The sequence below is a fragment of the Bacillus sp. RC252 genome, assembly GCF_044909215.1.
Lineage (GTDB): Bacteria > Bacillota > Bacilli > Bacillales > Bacillaceae_G > Bacillus_A > Bacillus_A mycoides.
The window spans coordinates 208,966-230,258 of the sequence record NZ_JBIYDV010000003.1; the positions used below are offsets into that span (position 1 = coordinate 208,966).

The 21,293-nt window shown below is 37.0% G+C and carries 20 protein-coding genes and 2 pseudogenes; 6 read left to right on the plus strand and 16 right to left on the minus strand.

Annotated features, from left to right (window positions below; translation table 11 throughout):
- Window positions 1–17 precede the first annotated feature (17 nt).
- Entirely contained in the window at window positions 18–851 is an 834-nt protein-coding gene (locus ABH960_RS06215) for an EcsC family protein (RefSeq protein WP_098586020.1), read from the minus strand.
- 137 nt (window positions 852–988) lie between these two features.
- Here ABH960_RS06215 and ABH960_RS06220 point away from each other — a divergent pair, with 137 nt between their 5' ends.
- Complete coding sequence (locus ABH960_RS06220; RefSeq protein ID WP_404443627.1) at window positions 989–1,624, plus strand: DUF1796 family putative cysteine peptidase; 636 nt, start codon at window positions 989–991, stop codon at window positions 1,622–1,624.
- A 71-nt stretch (window positions 1,625–1,695) separates the two neighbouring features.
- A complete protein-coding gene (locus tag ABH960_RS06225) occupies window positions 1,696–2,130 on the plus strand; it encodes an NUDIX hydrolase (protein WP_002138624.1) in 435 nt (144 codons plus the stop codon).
- A 26-nt stretch (window positions 2,131–2,156) separates the two neighbouring features.
- Here the strand turns inward: ABH960_RS06225 and ackA are convergent, their stop codons facing one another.
- The 5 genes from ackA to ABH960_RS06250 all read right to left on the minus strand — a co-directional run bounded on the left by ackA (window position 2,157) and on the right by ABH960_RS06250 (window position 6,530).
- Window positions 2,157–3,350 carry an acetate kinase gene (gene ackA / locus ABH960_RS06230; RefSeq protein ID WP_002015546.1) on the minus strand — a complete coding sequence of 398 codons (1,194 nt, stop codon included), beginning with the start codon at window positions 3,348–3,350 and terminating at the stop codon, window positions 2,157–2,159.
- Between the two features lie 299 nt (window positions 3,351–3,649).
- Window positions 3,650–4,636 (minus strand): class I SAM-dependent methyltransferase, encoded by a 987-nt coding sequence (locus ABH960_RS06235; RefSeq protein ID WP_002015548.1) that lies wholly within the window; start codon window positions 4,634–4,636, stop codon window positions 3,650–3,652.
- Window positions 4,637–4,847: 211 nt separating this feature from the next.
- Complete coding sequence (gene tpx / locus ABH960_RS06240) at window positions 4,848–5,348, minus strand: thiol peroxidase (protein WP_002015549.1); 501 nt, start codon at window positions 5,346–5,348, stop codon at window positions 4,848–4,850.
- A 135-nt stretch (window positions 5,349–5,483) separates the two neighbouring features.
- Window positions 5,484–5,879: a GerW family sporulation protein gene (gene ytfJ, locus ABH960_RS06245; RefSeq protein WP_000350005.1), complete on the minus strand. Its 396-nt coding sequence runs from the start codon at window positions 5,877–5,879 to the stop codon at window positions 5,484–5,486.
- A gap of 12 nt (window positions 5,880–5,891) precedes the next feature.
- A complete protein-coding gene (locus ABH960_RS06250; RefSeq protein WP_002129404.1) occupies window positions 5,892–6,530 on the minus strand; it encodes a DUF2953 domain-containing protein in 639 nt (212 codons plus the stop codon).
- A 205-nt stretch (window positions 6,531–6,735) separates the two neighbouring features.
- On the opposite strand from ABH960_RS06250, the gene ABH960_RS06255 reads away from it, so the two are divergent.
- On the plus strand, window positions 6,736–7,539 hold the full coding sequence (locus ABH960_RS06255; protein ID WP_404443634.1) for an NAD kinase: 804 nt from the start codon (window positions 6,736–6,738) through the stop codon (window positions 7,537–7,539).
- 214 nt (window positions 7,540–7,753) lie between these two features.
- Here the strand turns inward: ABH960_RS06255 and ABH960_RS06260 are convergent, their stop codons facing one another.
- The 8 genes and pseudogenes from ABH960_RS06260 to ABH960_RS06295 all read right to left on the minus strand — a co-directional run.
- Complete coding sequence (locus ABH960_RS06260) at window positions 7,754–9,322, minus strand: amidohydrolase (protein ID WP_404443637.1); 1,569 nt, start codon at window positions 9,320–9,322, stop codon at window positions 7,754–7,756.
- Between the two features lie 87 nt (window positions 9,323–9,409).
- Complete coding sequence (locus ABH960_RS06265) at window positions 9,410–9,841, minus strand: VOC family protein (protein WP_404443640.1); 432 nt, start codon at window positions 9,839–9,841, stop codon at window positions 9,410–9,412.
- Window positions 9,842–9,943: 102 nt separating this feature from the next.
- Complete coding sequence (gene mbcS, locus ABH960_RS06270) at window positions 9,944–11,530, minus strand: acyl-CoA synthetase MbcS (protein ID WP_404443643.1); 1,587 nt, start codon at window positions 11,528–11,530, stop codon at window positions 9,944–9,946.
- A gap of 221 nt (window positions 11,531–11,751) precedes the next feature.
- Window positions 11,752–11,946: an alpha/beta-type small acid-soluble spore protein gene (locus ABH960_RS06275; protein ID WP_000168891.1), complete on the minus strand. Its 195-nt coding sequence runs from the start codon at window positions 11,944–11,946 to the stop codon at window positions 11,752–11,754.
- A 79-nt stretch (window positions 11,947–12,025) separates the two neighbouring features.
- Window positions 12,026–13,240: a tRNA uracil 4-sulfurtransferase ThiI gene (thiI, locus tag ABH960_RS06280; protein WP_002067574.1), complete on the minus strand. Its 1,215-nt coding sequence runs from the start codon at window positions 13,238–13,240 to the stop codon at window positions 12,026–12,028.
- Window positions 13,241–13,246: 6 nt separating this feature from the next.
- A complete protein-coding gene (locus ABH960_RS06285; RefSeq protein WP_002167571.1) occupies window positions 13,247–14,389 on the minus strand; it encodes a cysteine desulfurase family protein in 1,143 nt (380 codons plus the stop codon).
- A gap of 274 nt (window positions 14,390–14,663) precedes the next feature.
- Window positions 14,664–16,373, minus strand: coding sequence for a septation ring formation regulator EzrA (gene ezrA, locus ABH960_RS06290; protein ID WP_002129414.1), 1,710 nt, complete (start codon window positions 16,371–16,373; stop codon window positions 14,664–14,666).
- A gap of 248 nt (window positions 16,374–16,621) precedes the next feature.
- A pseudogene (locus tag ABH960_RS06295) lies at window positions 16,622–17,188 on the minus strand (LysR family transcriptional regulator substrate-binding protein); the annotation flags it as partial.
- Between ABH960_RS06295 and ABH960_RS06300 the strand changes: the two are divergent.
- Window positions 17,177–17,491: pseudogene (locus ABH960_RS06300) on the plus strand (EamA family transporter); the annotation flags it as partial. The pseudogenes ABH960_RS06295 and ABH960_RS06300 sit on opposite strands and share 12 nt — an antisense overlap.
- Before the next feature lie 11 nt (window positions 17,492–17,502).
- Here the strand turns inward: ABH960_RS06300 and refZ are convergent.
- The gene (gene refZ, locus ABH960_RS06305; protein WP_002164973.1) at window positions 17,503–18,141 is read right to left on the minus strand and encodes a forespore capture DNA-binding protein RefZ; all 639 of its coding nucleotides are present in this window, start codon (window positions 18,139–18,141) and stop codon (window positions 17,503–17,505) included.
- A gap of 147 nt (window positions 18,142–18,288) precedes the next feature.
- Between refZ and ABH960_RS06310 the strand changes: the two genes are divergently transcribed.
- Window positions 18,289–18,768 (plus strand): GAF domain-containing protein, encoded by a 480-nt coding sequence (locus ABH960_RS06310; RefSeq protein WP_002138633.1) that lies wholly within the window; start codon window positions 18,289–18,291, stop codon window positions 18,766–18,768.
- Window positions 18,769–18,832: 64 nt separating this feature from the next.
- On the opposite strand, the gene megL is transcribed toward ABH960_RS06310, so the two are convergent.
- Window positions 18,833–20,008, minus strand: a complete 1,176-nt coding sequence (megL, locus tag ABH960_RS06315) for a methionine gamma-lyase (RefSeq protein ID WP_404443649.1) — start codon at window positions 20,006–20,008, stop codon at window positions 18,833–18,835.
- Between the two features lie 398 nt (window positions 20,009–20,406).
- On the opposite strand from megL, the gene rpsD reads away from it, so the two are divergent.
- Window positions 20,407–21,009 carry a 30S ribosomal protein S4 gene (gene rpsD, locus ABH960_RS06320; protein WP_340813131.1) on the plus strand — a complete coding sequence of 201 codons (603 nt, stop codon included), beginning with the start codon at window positions 20,407–20,409 and terminating at the stop codon, window positions 21,007–21,009.
- The last annotated feature ends 284 nt before the right edge of the window (window positions 21,010–21,293 follow it).

Sequence of the window (21,293 nt, forward strand, 5' to 3'; positions counted from 1 at the left end):
TCGGCCTCTCGCTTTTTTTATGCTCTTTTTTCCTTCTCGACTATGTGGCGCACTTGATAAAATCTATTTGCAAATTCAGTAACGCTTCTTGTTAAACGATAGTTCACTGTAGACCCAATTGCCATTCCAATGACCGGAATACCTTGGAATAATTTACGACGAAGAGCATAAATCGAAAATGTTTTCAAAATTTGTTTTAACACAACTTCAGTAGAAGCTGGCTGTAATACCGCTTCGTCTCCTTCATAGAAGAATGAGTCTTCTTGCTCTAGCTCTTGCAGTAAATTGTACCATGCGTATTGCTGAAGCCTTCCTGGTAGTAATGATGCATGAAACACCTTTAACGCAAGCATCATTTCATACGGCTTGTTCACATCATGTCCAAATGATGTTGCAATAAGTTGAACAGCTTTCACATTTAACGCGATCATAACCGGAAAATCAGCTGTTAATAATAATAACCCCCCAGCACCCGTTGCTCCGCCTTGTACGAATGAATATAGGCGATGTCTTGCTGTTTGCTGCTCTGCTATGTATGTTAATTGATCAATAGATAACGCCTTCAAATCTTCAAGTTGCTCAATTGATTCATCAAATAATCTCGATGTTCCTAAAATGCGATTACGTGCATCTAACTGTGATTGTGAACTTTGAATAAGTGCATGCAAATGAAAGAGCCATCCATCTGCTTTCGTAAAGAAATCTTTTCGTTTTTTCTCAGGCAACTTCGCAATTGTAGTATGTACCCATTTATCAAACATTTTTTGAAAATCGGTCGCTTCTTGCTCAACTAATTGCGATTCCCATTCTTTTATATTGTCTAAAATGGCTTGTTCTCGCTTCGATCGCATCGCAACAACCACCTCGTTCGATTTTTTTCTATTGTAACATATTTCCGCTTGTTCTTTGCAAATATGCTTGTCTATCTTTATTCACATACCATTTTTTAGTGACATAAAATATTAGCAAAAAGGATGAGATGAATCACATGAATCTATCCAATATAAAAAAAGAATATAATGCAGTATTCAGCTTAGGACAAAACTGCTGGCCTGCTTGGGCTTTATATCAATTCGAATTATCACCATTTTTTGGTGTTATCGATTTTATGCTAAGCCCTTCATTAGAAAAAGTGAATTTATTATTACAAAATCGATTTGACCGTTTTTTACAGTTCGAAAACTTATCCTTCATCTCATTTTGGGATGATGCTGCGAAATTAAGACTACGTGACAGCCTATATGAAATCGACTCCTGTCACGACTTTAAAACAGATGTAAACACACCAACATCCTGGCCTTCTTATACAGAAATTAAGTTAAACTATGAGCATCGAATTAATCGTTTTCTAACTACAATCGAAACGGCAGAATCCACATTGTTTATTCGGACGGGAGGAACATACGAAGAAGCACGTTCCTTGGAACAAATTTTATCTCAAATAGTTAAACATACATTCTCTGTCCTATTACTCATTCCTGAAGATGTACCAACTATCGCCCAAGAAGATTGGGGATTACAAAACATTTGTGTTATAAAATGCCCTATTATGGATGTATATCAGTACAATGAAGCATTTTGGAATGACTTATTTGATGGAACCACGATTCGGCCAAACGCTTAAATACACGTCACCTTTTATCACACCCTGCCTTATAATCATCCTTATACAAAATAAATAAGGAGTGATTATATATGTATCCACGTGCAAAAGCTTTTGGCATTGCTATACATCACGGTCGCCTTCTCGTACAAGAATATCATACAGGCGATGAAACATATTACCGACCTCTTGGCGGATCAATTGAACTTGGTGAAAAATCAGCACATACTGTTATTCGCGAATTTCAAGAAGAGCTTCACACAGAAGTGGAAATCACCAATTATTTAGGCTGCTTAGAAAATATCTTTCATCTTGATGGAGAAATTGGTCATGAAATCATTCAGCTATATTCTTTACGCTTATTAGACACATCACTATATGAAATGGAAAAAATGAATATACAAGATGAGCAAACCGTATCGTATGCGAAATGGATTCCCATTACAGCTTTCATTCAGAAGGAAAAAGTGCTATATCCAGATGGAATTTTAAACTATATCCAAAAGAAAAAAGACGAAATCCTATAGGATCTCGTCTTTTTTTATATAGTATATTAACCAATATCTCCAAGACGTAATACGTCACGAGCAATCATAACTTCTTCGTCAGTTGGAATTACGATAATTTTTACTGGAGAGTGTGGGAAGCTAATGAATGCTTCTTCACCGAACACGTTATTGCGTTTTACGTCGAAGTATACGCCCATGTACTCAAGGCCTTCTAATACGCGCTCACGAATAATTGCACTGTTTTCACCTACACCAGCTGTAAAGATGATAGCGTCAACGCCTTTCATACGAGCTGTGTAAGAACCGATGTATTTATGGATACGGCTCACGAACACGTCAAGTGCTACTTTCGCACGGTGGTCGCCTTCTTCTTCTTTCGCAATGATGTCACGTAGGTCACTAGAGTAACCAGTAAGACCTAACATACCACTCTTCTTGTTTAATACGCTAACTACTTCTTCTACAGTTTGGCCTGTTTTTTCCATGATGTATGGAATTAACGCAGGGTCAATGTTACCAGAACGTGTACCCATTGTTACACCAGCAAGTGGAGTGAAGCCCATAGAAGTATCGATAGACTTACCGCCTTCTACTGCTGCGATACTTGCACCGTTACCTAAGTGACAAGAAAGTAGGCTTAAGCTTTCAATTGGACGACCTAATAATTCAGCCGCACGCTCAGTTACATATTTATGAGAAGTTCCGTGGAAACCGTATTTACGGATGCCAAATTTCTCATAGTACTCATATGGTAAGCTGTATAGGAATGCAGATTCCGGCATTGTTTGGTGGAATGCTGTATCGAATACTGCTACTGCTGGTACGTTTGGTAGTACTTCTTGGAATGCTTTAATACCAACAAGGTTTGCTGGGTTGTGAAGTGGTGCTAAATCGCTTAATTCTTCGATATCAGCTAATACTTCAGCATCAATTAAAACAGAATCAGCAAATTTTTCGCCGCCGTGTACAACACGGTGACCGATACCGCCAATCTCATCAAGAGATTTTACGATTCCGTTTTCAGTTAATTTCTTAAGAAGCATGTTAACTGCTACTGCATGATCTGGGATGTTTGTAATTTCTTTTTGTTTTTCGCCATTTACAGTAATTGTGAAGATACTATCTTCTAAACCGATACGTTCTACTAAACCTTTTGTTAATACTGTTTCACTTGGCATTTCAAATAATTGGAACTTTAACGAAGAGCTTCCTGCGTTAATCGCGATGATTTTTGACATCTAGTCTTTCGCCCCTTTTTCTCTTGGTAGTTGTGTGGATCATTCCACAAACCGCTCGATTTTATCTAATTAAATTCACTCATTATGAAAACGTTTCATCATTAGTAAATTTTATACTCACGATTTTAATTTAAACATCGTCCGACATATATTTCAAGTGAAAAAATTGTAACACCAAGAAAAAAAATATATTACAGATTTCAAAAAAATTCAGTTAAATCTTGTATATATTAAAAAACATTACATATCCTATAAAACTGTACTACATTAATTACTAACCCTGTTACATATATATCGTATTATTTATGTGTTGCAAACCAAGTATTCAATTGATCCATAATGTTCTCCATAGCCTTCATGTTAGAGAATTTAGGTAATTCCACTAGTAGTGCCTGTTTCGGCATTGTTACACCTTGGCCTTTCTTTTGGAGAACAAATATACTTTTTGCATTTTTCTCGTTTTTAAACATGGAAACAGGAAGCTGTAATAATCCTTGAATAAAGCATGTCTCTTTAATGAATGCATGTAGCTTTGGCGCTTGATCACTTTCAAAAATGAAGTTTGGTACTAAGAAGAATAAATACCCGCCTTCTTTCGTATGTTTCACACTTTGTTCAATAAATAAGTGATGTGCATATGACATTCCTTCATTTGCTTTTAATGTATATTCACTTGCAACAATTTCATTTGGATAATAACCAATTGGTAAATCTGAAACGACTGCATCAACTGGATCAATATAAAGTGGTGCTAGTCCATCTTGGTGGAAGAATTCGATTGCATGCTTTTGTAAATTTGCATTTACTAAAGCAAGTTTAATTAACACCTCATCCACTTCTACACCAAATCCACTCATTGTTAGTTCTTCTTTGGCGCTATTAAACAATGTAGTCATTAAGTTACCAGTTCCAATTGCAGGGTCTAAAACAGTAATTTCTTTTTGACCTTGCATAAATTTATGGAATAAGTAGCTCATGAACATTCCAACTGCATCTGGCGTCATTTCGTGATTCGCTTGTACGCCCTCTTTCATTCCTTTTAAAATGGCTAGCTGAAATGCTTTACGAATTTCTTCCCCTTTATATGTTTCTTCATTAAACGTACTATATTCACGATTCAACCTTTCAATTGTTGATTCGGATAATTCCTCTTGTAAAATCGCTCCTTCAAACAAGTTATCACCTGTTTCTACAAGCGCCTCTAAATATGTTACATCTAATTCTTTACGTAAAACTACCGTAGAAGAATCAAAAATAGAAAATAATGTTTCTACTGCCTGACTCACGTACATTCCTCCTTCTCTCTTTTACACATAACTTATATCATACCATAATCTAAATTTTTCCCAAAAGAAAAAGCGACCTCTTGCAAAGAGCTCCCCTTCAAGTTGTTTATGATGTAACGTCTTTTCTCATATATTGGTTCGGTTAACAATACATGAGAAAAGACGACCTCTTCTAAAGTAAAACTTTAATGAGAGGTCGTCTTCATTTACATTACTTCGCAGATTTAGCTGCTTCTAATGCTGCTTCATAGTTTGGATGGCTTGTACCTTCGCCTACGTATTCTGCGTAAACTACTTTGTCATTGCTATCTACTACGAATACTGCACGAGCAAGTAAACGAAGTTCTTTCATTACTAAGCCGTAAGCTTCACCGAATGAAAGGTCACGGTGATCAGAAAGTGTTACAACATTTTCTAAACCGTTTGCTGCACACCAGCGTTTTTGAGCGAATGGTAAATCAGCGCTAATTGTTAATACTTTCGCGTTTTCAATACCTGCTGCATCTTCGTTAAAACGACGAGTTTGTGCATCACATACACCTGTGTCGATTGAAGGTACAACACTAATTAATTTCACTTCACCTTTGTATGTTTCTAAACTTACTGGAGATAAGTCATTTGCTAATACTTGGAAGTTAGGCGCTTGATCGCCAACTTTAACTTCTGTTCCAACTAAAGTCATTGGGTTACCTTTAAAAGTTACATTTGCCACTTAAAAATCCTCCCTTATTTTAAACAAAATATGTACAATGTAAATGATAGTTTGTCCCTATCGATAATGCAAATAAAATCGCTTTATTTACAAAAAAATTAAAGAAGCTAATCCACTGATCAGCTTCTTTATTCGTTAAATTTGAAATTCAGGATCATCTTCTTTTCGTTTATCCATCATTTCTTTCACTTTATCAACAGCTTGTGGCGCTAATTCAATTATTTTATCGATGACGTGTGTTTGCTTATCTAAGTGTAATACTTTCACACCTTCTCCATTTATAACAAGAAAGGCAACAGGATTAATAGAAACGCCTCCACCACTTCCCCCGCCAAATGGATGACGGCCTGAATGTTCTACTTTACCAAATTCACTTCCACCAGCAGCAAATCCAAAACTGACTTTCGAAACTGTAAGAATTACACTTCCATCTGCCGCTTTAATTGGGTCACCAACAATTGTATTTACATCAGTCATTTGTTTTAAATGCTGCATTGCGGTTGTCATTAAACCTTGAATTGGATGGTCCATTCTATATCCCCCCTATGCTTGAACAGATTTTTCTGTCATACCAGATTTTTGCTTTCTCATAAACATGAGTAATTTTATCGCTGTTTTTACAGTACGGAATATACGAAAAGATGCTGTTAACTCGCATCTTGATGCAAATCCCTTTCCTTGAAAAACAGGAGTAATTTCAAATTCTGGTACGTCGACAATATGCATATATTGTCCTACAACTCCAGCAGCCATTCCTTTTGTCCCCCATGCATATCCAGTGACAATTCCAGTACTAGCCGCGTCGCCTGCTCCAATTTGCGTATGCCATTTCCAACCATTGATTTTCACTCTTTTGAGAAAATCTTTAACAATAGTATGAACGTCTTGAAGCTTTTTTATCAGTTCCCCTATACTATCGAGTTGTGCCATAATTTTATTATCTATTCCGCCGTCCTCTTCAGCTTTTTTAATTTTTTGTCCTGTCTTCTTCTGCTGTTTTTCAATTCTTTCCAATACATCAAACGTATATCGAATCATCCATATTTTCACTTGAAATAAACATTGTTTTTCCATTTCTGAATATAAAAACGTCACCTTAAGCGATATTTTCGATAATAGTATAAGCAAAATAAAAAGTAGAAGAATTATCATTCCAATTACGAGCCACTTCATTCGTACCATCCTTTCACTCCATACCCATTATCGACAAGTTTATTCATCATTAAACAGACTTTGATAAAATTGAATATAAAAATTTTTCTAAAAATAAAAAGGAATTTTGACAATTTATATCGAAATATACTATTTGAACATATCATCCAGAAACATACTCTGACGATATGTAGAACTAAGACTAGAAAATTTAACTGCAGTGGAGGGATACATAATGGCAAATCGTCGCAATTTATTTTTCTTTTATGGTGATGACAAAGTAACGCTCGTTGAAAAAATGAAGCCAGTATATCGTATTTTAGAGGAGAATGGATTTACCATATTAGATCATCCCAAAAATGCAAACGCTATCGTCAGCGTTGGAGATGATGGGACTTTCTTACAAGCCGTTCGTAAAACCGGCTTTAGAGAAGATTGCTTATACGCAGGTATTTCTACGAAAGATGAAATTTCTTTCTACTGCGATTTCCACATCGATCACGTTGATACAGCCCTTCAAGAAATTACAAAAAACGAAATTGAAGTGCGAAAATATCCAACAATTAAAGTAGATGTAGATCACGGTACATCTTTCCATTGTTTAAATGAATTCACATTACGCTCTAGTATCATTAAAACACTTGTCGTAGATGTACACGTCGACAATTTACATTTCGAAACCTTTAGAGGTGATGGATTAGTTATCTCCACACCAACAGGAAGTACCGCTTACAATAAATCATTACATGGTGCAGTTGTCGATCCACTTATCCCATGTTTCCAAGTAAGCGAACTAGCATCTTTAAATAACAACACATACCGTACACTCGGGTCACCATTCCTTTTAAATCACGAGCGTACGTTAACTTTAACACTTAAACCAGATGGAAATGATTATCCTGTTATCGGCATGGATAACGAAGCACTTAGCATTAAACAAGTGGAAAAAGCCGTTGTTCGTTTAAGCGATAAACAAATTAAAACTGTTAAATTAAAAAACAACTCTTTCTGGGAAAAAGTACAGAGAACATTTTTATAGTATTAAAATAACCGCAGAATTATGGGATCCCATAATTTTGCGGTCTTTTATTTCCCCCGATTGGTGTGGGCAGCCATCTCTTACTATGCAGTCGCCATTATTGTCAGCTTTTGTCGGTAAGTCGATATATTTTAATAATCGCTGATATATTTCAAGTTATGGTCGATATATTTCGAGTTGCGGTTGATATATTCCGAAAATCGCTGATATATTTTCACACGTCTTTTCTATAAACAATCTCCCCATCAATGACGGTCATTTCTGCCTGTACTTCTTTTATTTCTTCCGCCTCAATTTCAAAAACATTGCGGTCTAATATCGTAAAGTCTGCTTCATATCCTTTTGTAATTTGTCCTCGCTTTCCTTCTTTTCCAATTGCATACGCACTTCCTGTTGTAAATAAAGAAACAGCCTCATACACCGTTAATCTTTCTTCTGGGATATAACATACACCATCAATAAAACTTCTACGTGTAACAGCACTATATATACCTAAAAACGGATTCACTTGTTCAATTGGAGCATCAGAGCCTCCATTACAGTGTAATCCTGCGTCCAGTAACGTCTTCCAAGCATACGCATAACGAAGACGATGGTCTCCTAGTTTTTCAATCACTGATGGAAAATCCGATGAAACAAAGACTGGTTGAATATCAATAATAGCTGGCAAGTGTTTCATTCTTTCAATCAACTCTTCACGAGCTAGCTGACAATGAATAATACGGTCACGTAATCCTTCTGCTGGTGGATGTAATTCAAGCGCATCAATGACATATTCAAGCGATAAATCACCAATTGTATGAATCGCAACTGGCATATGTAAATCTCGTGCTTTTTTCACTAAACCTGCAAGCTCTTCACGTGAGAAAATGGCAACTCCATTTGTTCCCTTCGCATCTTCATACGGTTCACTTAATAAAGCTGTTCTTCCGCCAAAAGAGCCGTCAGAAAAAATTTTCATCGCACCAAATTCAATATAGTTCTCATTTTCATATTCTTTTCGTTCATTCGCTACTTCATGGTGAACGAGTAAATGCGCTTTAAACCGCATTTCTTTTATAACGTGTGAAAACGCATTGTACGTTTTTTGAAAGCCGCCATAATAATTTAAGTCTTCCGTATGTCCGCCAACGAGTCCGTATTGCCAGCAGTCTGAAATCGCTGTTTGCAGAGCACTTTGCAAATACACTCCATCTATTTCGGGCTGAACATGTTTAATTAACTCTTGTCCTTGCTCATATAAAAGTCCTGTTAAATTATTTGACGCATCACGGCCAATTTTCCCGCCCTTTGGATCTTGCGTCGCTTCTGTTATATTCGCTTCTTGCAATATGTATGAATTCACCCATGTCACGTGACGACAAACACGCTTTAATAAAATCGGATGTTCTTTAGAGATTTCATCTAAATCACGTACATGAACTTGTTTTGTATCTGTAAAATTATTTTCATTCCATCCTTCTCCGATAATCCAAGATCCTTTTGGCGCTTCTTCTACGCGCTTCTGAACAAGAGTAAGCACTTCTTTATAAGATGTACAATTTGATAAATCTAGACGAAGTAACCTCTCCCCATGCCCAATAAGATGCATATGGCTATCAACAAGACCTGGAATCATCGTTTTCCCTTTTAAATCGTACAACTTCACCGCAGAATATCGGTTCTCTAACACTTCTTTATTCCCCACATCAACAATGACGCCATCTTCGACGTAAACGGCTTCTACTTTTTCATTCTCTTCTCGCATTGTGTAAATGGTGCCGCCATACCAAATTTCTCCCATATGCCCATCCCCTTTTTCCTTTAGTCTACGAAATTAGTACGTATAAAAAAAGCACCATTTCGATTAAAAATGGTACTTTTCCAAAAATTAATTTTGTTCAGTAGGGTTCGTTGTAATTTGCCATTCAATGCTAAATTTATCTTTTAATTGTCCGTATGCTGGGCTCCAGAACGTTTCTTGAAGTGGCATAATAACTTCTCCACCTTCTTGTAACTTATCAAATACTTCTTTCGCTTTTTCTGCATTATTAATTTGAATTGCGATTGTTACTTGAGATCCGATTGCATGCCCTTGACCTGGGAATGTATCAGAAATCATAAGGTCCGTATTACCAACTTTTAAAGTAGCATGTAAAACGCGCTCTTTCGCTTCAGCTGGAATTGGGTATTCTGGATTTTCAGGCATGTCACCAAAAGTTTGCATTACTTCTACGTTTGCGTCTAACGCCTCTTTGTAAAACTGTACAGCTTCTTGCCCACTACCATCTAAAACTAAGTACGGATTAATACCTAAAATCATACGGACACCTCTTTTTTTAATTTACAAAATCGAACTTGTGTTCGTTTTTATAATATCATCGTTTTACATTTCATTCAACTATTTACTTCCCTATTTTCAAAATTATTTTGAAGGAAGCTCCATTTCTTGTTTTCTAAGTTCAATACGGCGAATTTTTCCGGAAATCGTTTTTGGTAGTTCATCTACAAATTCAATTTTGCGAGGGTATTTATATGGTGCAGTCAATTCTTTGACGTGTTGTTGGAGCACTGGAATTAATGTTTCTTCGTTCTTGTCTATATTCTCTCTTAATACGATAAATGCCTTCACGACACTTCCGCGAATTTCATCAGGGCTTGCAACAACCGCACATTCTCTTACGTAAGGATGTTTTACAAGCGCATCTTCTACTTCAAACGGGCCGATTGTATAGCCAGAGCTAATAATAATATCATCACCGCGCCCTTCAAACCAGAAATAGCCTTCTTCATCTTTTTTCGCTTTATCACCCGTAATATAATAATCACCACGGAATTGCATCGCTGTGCGCTCATCGTCTTTATAATATTGTTTAAAGAGTGCTGGTGTTTCAATGTGAACTGCAATATCACCAACTTCTCCTACCTGTACAGGAGTTCCTTCTTCATTTACGATATCAACATGGTTGCCTGGCGTCGGTTTTCCCATTGATCCTGGTCTAATGTCCATCCCTTTCATTATCCCAACGAGTAATGTGTTTTCCGTTTGCCCATAACCGTCTCTTACTGTAATATCGAAATACCTTTGGAACGTTTCAATGACTTCCCTGTTTAACGGCTCACCTGCCGATACAGCGCTATGTAACGCTTCTAAATTGTACTCACTTAAGTTTTCTACCTTTGCCATTAATCTATACTCAGTCGGTGTACAACAAAGTACATTCACCTTATTATCACCTAATAAATTTAAATACGTTTTTGGTTCAAACTTACCATTGTATACAAATCCTGTTGCACCTGAACCGAGAGTCGCTACAAACGGGCTCCAAATCCATTTTTGCCAACCTGGACTAGCCGTTGCCCATACAACATCTTCTTCTTCGATTCCGAGCCAGTTCGGGGCGCTTGTACGTAAATGAGCGTATGCCCAGGCATGCGTATGAACAACTCCTTTTGGATTCCCTGTCGTCCCTGACGTATAAGATAAAAAGACCATATCTTCTTTATCCGTCTTCGCCATTTCTAACGTATCACTTTCCGTTTCTAATGCTGTTTTTAAATTCGTCCATCCATCTACTGATCGCTCGCTCAGGACGAATTTTTGAAGAGATTCCACCGCTTCTACGCCGTCAAATTGTCCAATATACGGTTCGTAACTTACGATAGCCTTTACTTCTCCGTGCCCAATACGATACTCGATATCTTTTTTACGCAACATTTCTGAGCTTGGAATAACGACAAATCCTGCTTTAATCGCAGCAATATACGTCATGTAAGCTTCAATTAAGCGCGGCATCATAATAAGGAGCTTGTCCCCTTTTTGTAAGCCACTTTTTATAAAAGCGTTTCCAATTCTATTCGCACCTTGCATTAATTCAAAATATGTAATCTCTCGTCTATTCCCTTTATCATCTTGCCAAATTAAAGCAAGCTTCTCTTTATCACTCGTATATTTCTCTATTTCCGAAACTAAATTATAAGACGGCGGCGCTAACAATTCCTCTCTCTTCATATAACATCCTCCTTTATTTCTATGCCTCCCTTATATAATAAGGAATTTTCAGTAAATTTTGAACCCTCTTCTTTTGACAATTTTTTTATATTTATGTCGAATTGATGTATGAATGTATAGCGACGATGTTTTTAACATAACGATTCATCGGCAAATAACGACGAAAACGACAAAAAGAAAGAGCGGGAGAACCCGCTCTTTCTAAGCCATCGTATATGGGATTATTTTTGGTAACCGCCTAATTGTTGCTCAGCTAGTGAAACTAGACGTTTAGTAATTTCGCCACCAACAGATCCGTTAGCGCGAGATGTTGCATCAGCTCCAAGTTGAACACCAAACTCTTGAGCGATTTCGTATTTCATTTGATCTAATGCTGCTTGAGCACCAGATACTGCTAATTTATTTGTGCTTGCCATGTTGTATCACCTCCTTGTGAGTATAGAGTGTGATAAACAACATGACTTCATGCACATTTGAATGTGGTAATTTATGGGTTTAGAAAAGTTCTTCGAATTTTTCTTCTTCAGCCACTACTTCTACTGTTTGTAATACCATTGTTTCTTTGTTCGCTACAGCCTCTTCAATTAACGGCGCGAAATCGTACTTCGCTTCAAAACGATTTGCTTTCTCACGCTTCGGTTTCGTCGATGGACTTGCTGGTGTAAACACTGTACAGCAGTCTTCATATGGACGAATTGAAATATCATACGTTCCAATTTCTTTTGCAATTTTAATAATTTCTAATTTATCCATCGTAATAAGCGGGCGAATAACAGGATAGTTTGTCACTTCGTTAATCGTATGCATACTATCTAACGTTTGGCTCGCTACTTGTCCAAGACTTTCACCAGTCGTAATTGCAAGTGCATTACGCTCCTCTGCAATACGCTCTGTAATACGCATCATCATACGACGCATAACTGTCATAGAATAGCTAGATGGAATTTCTTTATTAATCGTTTTTTGCACTTCAGTAAATGGAACAAGGTGAAGTGTTACACGTTTACAGTATTTCGTTAACTCTTGTGCTAAATCGATTACTTTTTGTTTCGCGCGCTCGCTTGTGAAAGGTGGACTATGGAAGTGAACTGCTTCCACAGATACGCCGCGTTTCATCGTTAAGTAAGTTGCTACCGGGCTATCGATACCACCAGAAAGAAGTACCATTACTTTTCCGCCAACACCAACTGGTAAACCGCCAGCTCCCATGTGCTCACCACACATAATATAGCTGTAACCACTGCGAATTTCTATACGTACATTCACATCTGGATTATGAACATCTACTGTGATATCCTCTGTATTTTCTAAAATGTGCCCACCGATTTCTGGAAGTAACTCCATCGTCTTCATTGGGAAGCGCTTATCAGAGCGGTGCACTGTAATTTTAAATGTTTTCACATCACCTTTTACTTGTAAGAAAGCTGCTAATGCACCTTTTTTAATATCTTCTAATTCTGATGGTACTTTCATTGCTAAGTTAAACTTATGAATACCAAATACATCTTTCAATCTTTCAGAAATTGCTTCATGGTCTTCACCATTTAACTGAATGTACATACGATCATGTGTTGCATCAATTTTAATGTTTGGGAATTTTTTTAATTTGAATTTCACATTATCTTTTAACGTACTTACAAACTTAGAACGGTTCTTTCCTTTTGTCGTCATTTCTCCATAACGAACTAAAATATATTCATATGTCATCATATTTCTTTACCTCATCACTTCATATAATTTTGGCATCGTCTCTTTAACAATACCTTCAAATTGTTTTACTTCTTCCATCGTGTTGTCTGGTGCTAGACTAATGCGAATCGCACTTGTAGCTGCGGCGTGCGGTACTCCCATTGCCACTAGTACTCTGCTCACTTCATTTGCTTTTGAAGAACAAGCAGACTTCGTCGATACATATACACCATGCTCTTCTAAAGCATGAACGACTACTTCTGGTTTTAAACCGACAAATGATACATTTAAAATGTGCGGTGCCGCATATTCAAGTGATGTATTAATCGTTACAGTTTCCATCTCTTTAAAGAAACGGACCAGCTCTGTTTGTAAATTTTGCAAATGAACTATCTTTTCTTTCACTTGTTCCATCGTCATACGAAGTGCTTTCACCATCGCTACAATACCAGGTAAATTTTCTGTACCTGAACGATACTTGAGCTCTTGTTGACCACCTGATAAGATTGGATCTAATCTTACACCATCACGTACGTAAAGAAGACCTGTCCCCTTTACGCTATGAAATTTATGTCCAGATATTGAACAAAGGTCAATATGAGAAGCGTATAAATCAAGTGGTACTTTTCCTATCCCTTGTACATGGTCCACGTGGAATCTTATTTTCGGATAGTTCGTTAATAATGTTCCAATTTCAGCAACGGGCTGAATCGCTCCAGTCTCGTTGTTCACGTGAATAATTGACACAAGAATCGTATCTTCACGAAGTGCTCGTTTTAGATCTTCTACCGATACAACACCGTGCTCGTTAACCGGTAAATACGTTACATCAAAACCGAGATCTTCTAATTGTTTATATGCTTCAAACACAGACGCGTGTTCAATATTTGTTGTAATGATATGTTTGCCGCGCGAACGATTCCTCATCGCTATCCCTTTAATCGCAAGGTTATTCCCTTCCGTTCCACCTGATGTGAAAATAATTTCAGAAGGTTTAACGTGAAGGAGCTGTGCCGCAATCGTTCTCGATTGTGTTAATAGACGCTCTGCCTCTCCTCCAAGCGAGTGGATAGAAGAAGGATTACCAAAATATTTCCCTGCAACCGTTACGTACGATTGAAGCGCTTCTGGATATGGCTTCGTCGTCGCACTATTATCAAAATAGATCATCGTTCTTCCCCTTTCAGCGCTATCACATCATATAATCATATCACAAATACGTGTAATTACGCTAAGACTACTCAAAGGTTCCGTTTTTATATAAAAGTGTACATTTCCCCCGGCCATTTGCAGGCATACTGAGTGGTGAAGATTAATAATCAGTGGTGGATGAAACCCCATCACTTATGGTTTCACTTTATTTTGAAACGAACAACCTTACTGTATTCCGCTATTCATTATAGCAACATCGACTTCAAAATTACACAAAAAAACAAACCCTTTATTAAAGGGTTTGCTCATTGTCTACATATTCAGCTATTTTTTGAACAACACCAGGTTCAAGTTGCTCTAATATAGAAGCCGCTTGTTCTAAAGCTGCATCGTATTGATATTCACGGAATAATTTCTCCGCATAATTTAAGCTTTCTGCAAGATTCTCATCATGACTGCGGTATCGGTTACCGTATTGAATTAGTTTTTCAACTAAATAAGCTTGTCCAATTAATTCTTCTGTCATTTCAGATACACCATTCACAACTGTGTATGCTTCTTCTAAACTGCTATTTACAGTATTCATATTTAACGGCTTTACTTCTAATTGCTCATATACAGCCTGCATCGCCATTTGCCCTTTTTGTAAATCTTCCATAATACTCTCTGGAAGACCTGGTAAATTCGACTTTTGCATAAAACGTTTCGTCTCAAAAATTGTATTTCGCATTTCTTGTAACTTCTCACGTGCTTCAAATTCTTCTTTGCGCATCGTTTGCAGCATTTCTTTATATTCTGCATGAAGTACTTTTAAAGTTTCACATTGCTCATAAACCTCTTCTAGTTCCTCACGAATAATAGAGAATGCAATATCTTGTTCAGCAACGCGTATTTGTAACACTTCAAAACGTTTCATTAAAATATGCATTTGCTTTTCAATTACTTTTTGTGACTCAATATCTTTGTCTTGTAATTGATAACTTTGTTTTACAAGTTGTGTTTCTATTTTCGTTTCGATTGTTTCTGTACGAATTTCTTCTAAATCTTCATAAACAGACAGTGTTTTTTGCTCCACATAATGTTTCGCATGCACTTCTTGTTCAAGTTGATCATAAAAACTGTCTAAACGAGTTTTTAAGTTCTCTACTTTTTCTGCTGCTTCTGTTATATGAAGTTCCTGTATATCCATTAAACATGTGTGTAGTTGTGTCGTCATATCGCGGACTTCTTTAGGGATTTCCAAATACTCTAATACATAGCCTTGTCTTATCATATCATCATGACCTTGTAATAAATCTTCCAGCTGAACTGGTAATGTCGCTTGACACTCTACCAATAAATCCGGAATTTGATGAATAACGATTTCTAAACTTGCTAAACCTTCTTCTAAACTAATAACAATTTCTCTCGCTTTTAAATAATCACCATTATCTGTTGCCTCTTCAAAAGTTTTGAACTTCTCGGATTCAACATCTAACATCTCTTCAATTTTTTGCTCAGCTGCTCCATACATGTGTCGATGAGCAAGAACGCTCTTTTTCATACTACGATATGTATCACGTAACCCTTCAATTTCCGCGCTATTTTTCTCATGGCTTTCTAACAGTTGCTGTAATTCATTTAAAATGTCTGTAATACGATTATCAGCGTCATCTAAACCACTTATGGATTCTTTCATCGCATGCTTTGCTTTGCGGAAGGAGAATTGCGAGGCGAATTTTCGCGCTTGCCCTAAATCTTTTTCAGCTTTCGGAAGAGTTGTTGATACAATTTCATCCCACTCTTCACGCCATTTACCAAACAGCTCTTCTGTTTGACCTGTCATATTTAAATCTTTTACCCGCTTTAGTTCATCTGCCACAGGTTTATCTTTTATCTCTTGTTTCCACTGCTCCAGTGCTTCAATATCTTTATATGAACGATTTCTTATCACAAGCTCTATCATGAGCAGCACTAGAATAGAGCTTACTACAATGATAACGATCGTCAGGATAGAATCCATGCAAAAAAGCCTCCTAGTTATATCTCTTTTTTTGTCCGTTCCGTTTATGAAATGGAAGGCATTATGTATAAAAAGGGAATTCCCCTATATTTAACAACTAACAATGTTCTAATCATACCATGTAATGACGTGTTTTTGACCTAGTTTTTTTTAAAATTTCATGTTTCTTTACATGTGATTGTAATATTTCTTAATATTCCACTTATTCCATTATCCGTCCTCAAATGAATGCAATAAAGGTAAGACTTTTACGGGCAGTTAATGCAGGATAACGAGCTCTCTTTCATATGAGAGACTAAATAAATCTTTCGCATTAGTGGTGGTTCTACAGAAATCGCACGTACGTTACCTTGCATTACGGCTTACTGTAAAGCGGTTTCCGGAAGCAATGTTATACCAAGTCCAGCTCCTACCATCGCAATCATCGGTTCTGCATAAGATGTTTCAACCGCAATTATTGGTTTCGCGCCCATACATTGAAACACATTCATAATCATTTTCCTTACATCACATATTTCTGGGTATACAATTAGCTGTTCATTTTGCAACTCTTCCATTCGGATTACCTTTTTCACTCTATACGGATGATCATTTGAAACAGCACAAACGATTTTTTCTTCCCGCATTTCTTTTATATATGTAGCGCCTTCTACTACTGAATCGATGAACATCGCTTCAACTTTTCACTCTTTAAATAACTCTATTAATACTTTCATATGCTCAATTTTCCATTCTATTTCATATGTATCCTCTAATAAGTCTTTACACTTTGATATGTAATGAACCGCTAAAATCGGTAATATACCTACACAAATATAATTTCTGTACCGTCACTACATACAATTATGAGCGTTCCTTTTGAACTCCTTTATATGTCGATTGTTGCGGGAGGTATCGCTGTATTTTGCTGGAACACGGGAAATCGATATATTTCATCTATTAACGGCATATTATTTATGAATTTAGTTCCTGTACTTGCACTTATCGGTTCTATGTTTCAAAGTTATACCGTCGATAACATAGAAATTGCCAGCACCTCATTAACAATTATTGCGCTAGTATGCAACAATTTATGGCAAAGAAAACAACATATAAGAATCCCCACCTCAGTTCGTTAGGTGGGGATTTTTCACATATGAACAGCTCTTGGTAGTTCATAATACATACTCGCTTTATATAATGTTCGTTCCATCCATTGCTCAATTTCCTTCGTATACATTTCTAAGAAAAACGTCTCAGACGGAAATGAGTGTAGCACCTCTGATATATATTGCGGATATAAAAACGGCATATTCATCATGCCTTTTAATTGTGTCATAAACATTGTAAAAGATACCTTTTTAAATTCTTGATTCATTTGTCCTTGTTTAATGATTTGCTCTATATAATATCTTTCTCTAGAAAAATAAACGGTCATCACTTCACGAATTAATGTCGTATCAAGCGAAAGCTCTCTATAAAAAAAACGTGTCAGTTCTCTATTATCAAATTGATATCGTAAAATCCCGCGCACCATTTGCACCATCACATCTTTAGCCGATAAATATTCTCTCTGTTCAAATGACGTTTCAATTACGTGAATATATCCTTCTAAAAAATCAGTAATAAGCTGTTCTAATAACCCTTGCTTTCCAGCAAAATAATATGAAATATTCGCTACATTCACATCCGCTCGCTTTGCAATTTCTCGCACCGACGTTCCATCATAACCTTTCGTGTTAAACAACGATATTGCCGCATCAATTACTTTTTGTTTCGTCTGTTTCATGCGCTCACTTCCTCTCACTGAACAGCTATAGTTTAAATTTCTTGACTTTTAAGACAAATTCCTTTAATTTTCTATCGACAAAGTCATGTGAAATACATCGTATTTTGCTATCGTTTTACATATCTCGCTAAAAAGGGAGTTGTTTCCATGTTTACAAAAGAAAGTTATGCAGGATCTCGTGAAGAGCAATATGAGACAGTAATTAAACAACTGGATGCATTATTAACTGGCGAACCGAACGTAGTCGCAAACTTATCAAATGCGTCCGCACTATTAAATCAATTTTTAGATCGCGTTAATTGGGTTGGCTTTTATGTAACAGAAGGAAATCAGCTTGTTCTTGGACCATTCCAAGGGATGCCAGCTTGCGTGCGTATTCCGTTCGGACGTGGTGTTTGCGGCGTTGCAGCTGAAACAAAAACAACGCAACTTGTAGCAGATGTTCACCAATTCCCAGGACATATCGCTTGCGATAGTGCCTCTAATTCTGAAATCGTTGTACCGATTATGAAAGAAGGAAATATCATTGGTGTGCTTGATATTGATAGTCCTGAAAAAAATCGTTTCGATGAAGTAGATCAGCACTATTTAGAAAAGTTTGTGGAAACACTCCTAAAACATATTTAATAAAGAAAAGAGTGAGCTATCGATTACGTACGTAACGTACGAAACCGATAGCTCACTCTTTTCTTTATTGATTCACAGTAGATATTTTCTTTAATGCTTGCTCTAAATCAGAAACGATATCTTCCCATGATTCTAAACCGACAGATAGGCGTATTAAATTATCAAAAATACCCATTTCTTTTCTTAGTTCAGCCGGAATAGCTGCATGTGTCATCGTCGCTGGATGCTGAATTAACGTTTCTGTATCACCTAAACTTACGGCAATTGTAATAAAATGGAGGTCATTGATAAACGACTGTGTTTCCTCTTTCACGCCTTTAATTGAAAAAGAAATAACGCCCCCACCTCGTTTCATTTGCCGAGATGCTAATTCTCCCTCCGGATACCAAACACCTTCTACTGCTTCATGATTTTTCAAAAACGATACAATTTTTTCCGCATTATCACAATGACGATCCATTCTTACTGCTAATGTTTTTAATCCGCGTAACAATAACCACGCGTCAAACGGCGCCATAATACCGCCGATATCTTTTCGCATCGGACGGATTTTGTCAGCTAACGTTTTCGTTCTACAAATTGTTACACCCGCTACAACATCCCCGTGACCACCAATATATTTTGTCGCACTGTGAACGACGGCGTCACAACCAAGTTCAAGAGGTCTTTGTAAATAAGGTGAACAAAACGTATTATCAACAATAACAAGCAAGTCATTTCGCTTCGCTACCCCGATCACCTTTTCTAAATCAATTAATTTCATCGTTGGATTTATCGGTGTTTCAACGAAAATGAGCTTTGTATTTGGACGAATTTTATTTTCAATATCAGCCTCTGTTTCCATATCACAAAAAGAATGCGTAATCATAAATTTCTCTTCTAACACTTCTAAAAAACCGTACGTACACCCATATAATCCATTTGAACAAATAATATGATCTCCAGCCTTTAGAAAACCGATTAACGTTGCTGAAATGGCTGCCATACCTGAACCGAACGCCAGCGCTTCCTCTCCACCTTCTAAAACAGCCATACGTTCTTCAAATAATTTCACAGTTGGATTCCCAAGCCTTGAATAAATATAAGATGGATCTTCTCCCGCAAAACTCGCTTCTCCTTGCTGTGCTGTCTCAAACGTAAATGTAGACGTTTGAAATAAAGGTGGTGTTAAACTTCCTTTATGTTCCTCTGATGTATAACCGTGATGAATTAACGCTGTCTCCATATGCTTCTTTTTCATAAAAACATCCCCCTTATGTCTTTATTTCCACATATCCACCAGGAAAAATCTGATGAACGTCTTTACTACATTTTATGTAAGCGTTTTATTTGTGTTTCTATCTTTTCTTTTATATTGTTTTAAATTCCTTCTTGTTAATTTCCAAAATTTATCTGCATAAAACAAAAAGGGAGTCTCTTGACGAAACTGTAAGTAAAAGATATAATAGCGTTTGTGTAAAATAAAAAGGCAGCCTTGTAATGTGAGTTTATCGTTTGTATTTTGTTCCTCTGCGGAGGTGTATCTCGTAACTCCCTGCTGCTGGAGCGAAGGTACATGAAAACAAAATACCCGTAAATATCGATTACGTCTGTTTTTATTTTACGAAAATAAAAACATTTTTAAAGGAGGAGTCAACTATGGCTCGTTATACAGGTCCAGCATGGAAACTGTCTCGTCGTCTTGGAATCTCTCTAAGCGGCACAGGAAAAGAATTAGAAAAACGCCCTTACGCACCAGGTCCTCACGGTCCTAACCAACGTAAGAAACTTTCAGAATACGGTTTACAATTACAAGAGAAACAAAAACTTCGTCACATGTACGGCATGACTGAGCGTCAATTCCGTCGCACATTTGACCAAGCAGGTAAAATGCCTGGTAAGCACGGCGAAAACTTCATGATCCTTCTTGAAGCTCGTCTTGACAACCTAGTTTACCGCATGGGCTTAGCTCGCACTCGTCGTGCAGCTCGCCAATTAGTAAACCACGGTCACATCACGGTTGATGGCGCTCGCGTAGATATCCCATCTTACCGCGTTAAACCTAACCAAACTATCAGCGTTCGCGAAAAATCTAACAGCCTTGTTGTTGTTAAAGAAGCGATCGAAGTTAACAACTTCGTACCAGAATACTTAACTTTCGATGCTGATAAGTTAGAAGCTACTTACACTCGTCACGCTGAGCGTTCTGAGTTAGCAGCTGAAATCAACGAAGCATTAATCGTAGAGTACTACTCTCGTTAATCTCGGTACTCTGCAAAGAGTATTATTAAAAGCCTTAGGAACCTTGTTTATCAAGGGGCCTGGGCTTTTTTTATTTATATAAATGTCGTATGTATAGTAAGATGCTTCAAGGAAGTTTTTTCATGAATTATGGATAATCGTCCTTACTTCTCTTTTATTCATTCCAACGATTGGATTCTCTTTAATACTAGCTCCGTTTATTGTGCAAAATTTTATAATCCATCTTCATTACATGCTGTTATACTTATCCCCCTAAACATATAATCATTTCGTTTTCAGACTAC

What these genes read in the sequence shown, in the direction of transcription:
- ezrA (WP_002129414.1), bottom strand. Translation starts at nt 16,373, where the DNA reads ATGGATTCTATCCTGACGATCGTTATCATTGTAGTAAGCTCTATTCTA.
- rpsD (WP_340813131.1), top strand. Translation starts at nt 20,407, where the DNA reads ATGGCTCGTTATACAGGTCCAGCATGGAAACTGTCTCGTCGTCTTGGA.
- ABH960_RS06275 (WP_000168891.1), bottom strand. Translation starts at nt 11,946, where the DNA reads ATGGCAAGCACAAATAAATTAGCAGTATCTGGTGCTCAAGCAGCATTA.
- ABH960_RS06285 (WP_002167571.1), bottom strand. Translation starts at nt 14,389, where the DNA reads ATGATCTATTTTGATAATAGTGCGACGACGAAGCCATATCCAGAAGCG.
- ackA (WP_002015546.1), bottom strand. Translation starts at nt 3,350, where the DNA reads ATGTCAAAAATCATCGCGATTAACGCAGGAAGCTCTTCGTTAAAGTTC.
- refZ (WP_002164973.1), bottom strand. Translation starts at nt 18,141, where the DNA reads ATGAAACAGACGAAACAAAAAGTAATTGATGCGGCAATATCGTTGTTT.
- thiI (WP_002067574.1), bottom strand. Translation starts at nt 13,240, where the DNA reads ATGATGACATATGAATATATTTTAGTTCGTTATGGAGAAATGACGACA.
- ABH960_RS06260 (WP_404443637.1), bottom strand. Translation starts at nt 9,322, where the DNA reads ATGGGAGAAATTTGGTATGGCGGCACCATTTACACAATGCGAGAAGAG.
- ABH960_RS06225 (WP_002138624.1), top strand. Translation starts at nt 1,696, where the DNA reads ATGTATCCACGTGCAAAAGCTTTTGGCATTGCTATACATCACGGTCGC.
- ABH960_RS06310 (WP_002138633.1), top strand. Translation starts at nt 18,289, where the DNA reads ATGTTTACAAAAGAAAGTTATGCAGGATCTCGTGAAGAGCAATATGAG.
- ABH960_RS06255 (WP_404443634.1), top strand. Translation starts at nt 6,736, where the DNA reads ATGGCAAATCGTCGCAATTTATTTTTCTTTTATGGTGATGACAAAGTA.
- ABH960_RS06215 (WP_098586020.1), bottom strand. Translation starts at nt 851, where the DNA reads ATGCGATCGAAGCGAGAACAAGCCATTTTAGACAATATAAAAGAATGG.
- mbcS (WP_404443643.1), bottom strand. Translation starts at nt 11,530, where the DNA reads ATGAAGAGAGAGGAATTGTTAGCGCCGCCGTCTTATAATTTAGTTTCG.
- megL (WP_404443649.1), bottom strand. Translation starts at nt 20,008, where the DNA reads ATGAAAAAGAAGCATATGGAGACAGCGTTAATTCATCACGGTTATACA.
- ABH960_RS06220 (WP_404443627.1), top strand. Translation starts at nt 989, where the DNA reads ATGAATCTATCCAATATAAAAAAAGAATATAATGCAGTATTCAGCTTA.
- ytfJ (WP_000350005.1), bottom strand. Translation starts at nt 5,879, where the DNA reads ATGGACCATCCAATTCAAGGTTTAATGACAACCGCAATGCAGCATTTA.
- ABH960_RS06265 (WP_404443640.1), bottom strand. Translation starts at nt 9,841, where the DNA reads ATGATTTTAGGTATTAATCCGTACTTAGTTTTAGATGGTAGTGGGCAA.
- ABH960_RS06250 (WP_002129404.1), bottom strand. Translation starts at nt 6,530, where the DNA reads ATGGTACGAATGAAGTGGCTCGTAATTGGAATGATAATTCTTCTACTT.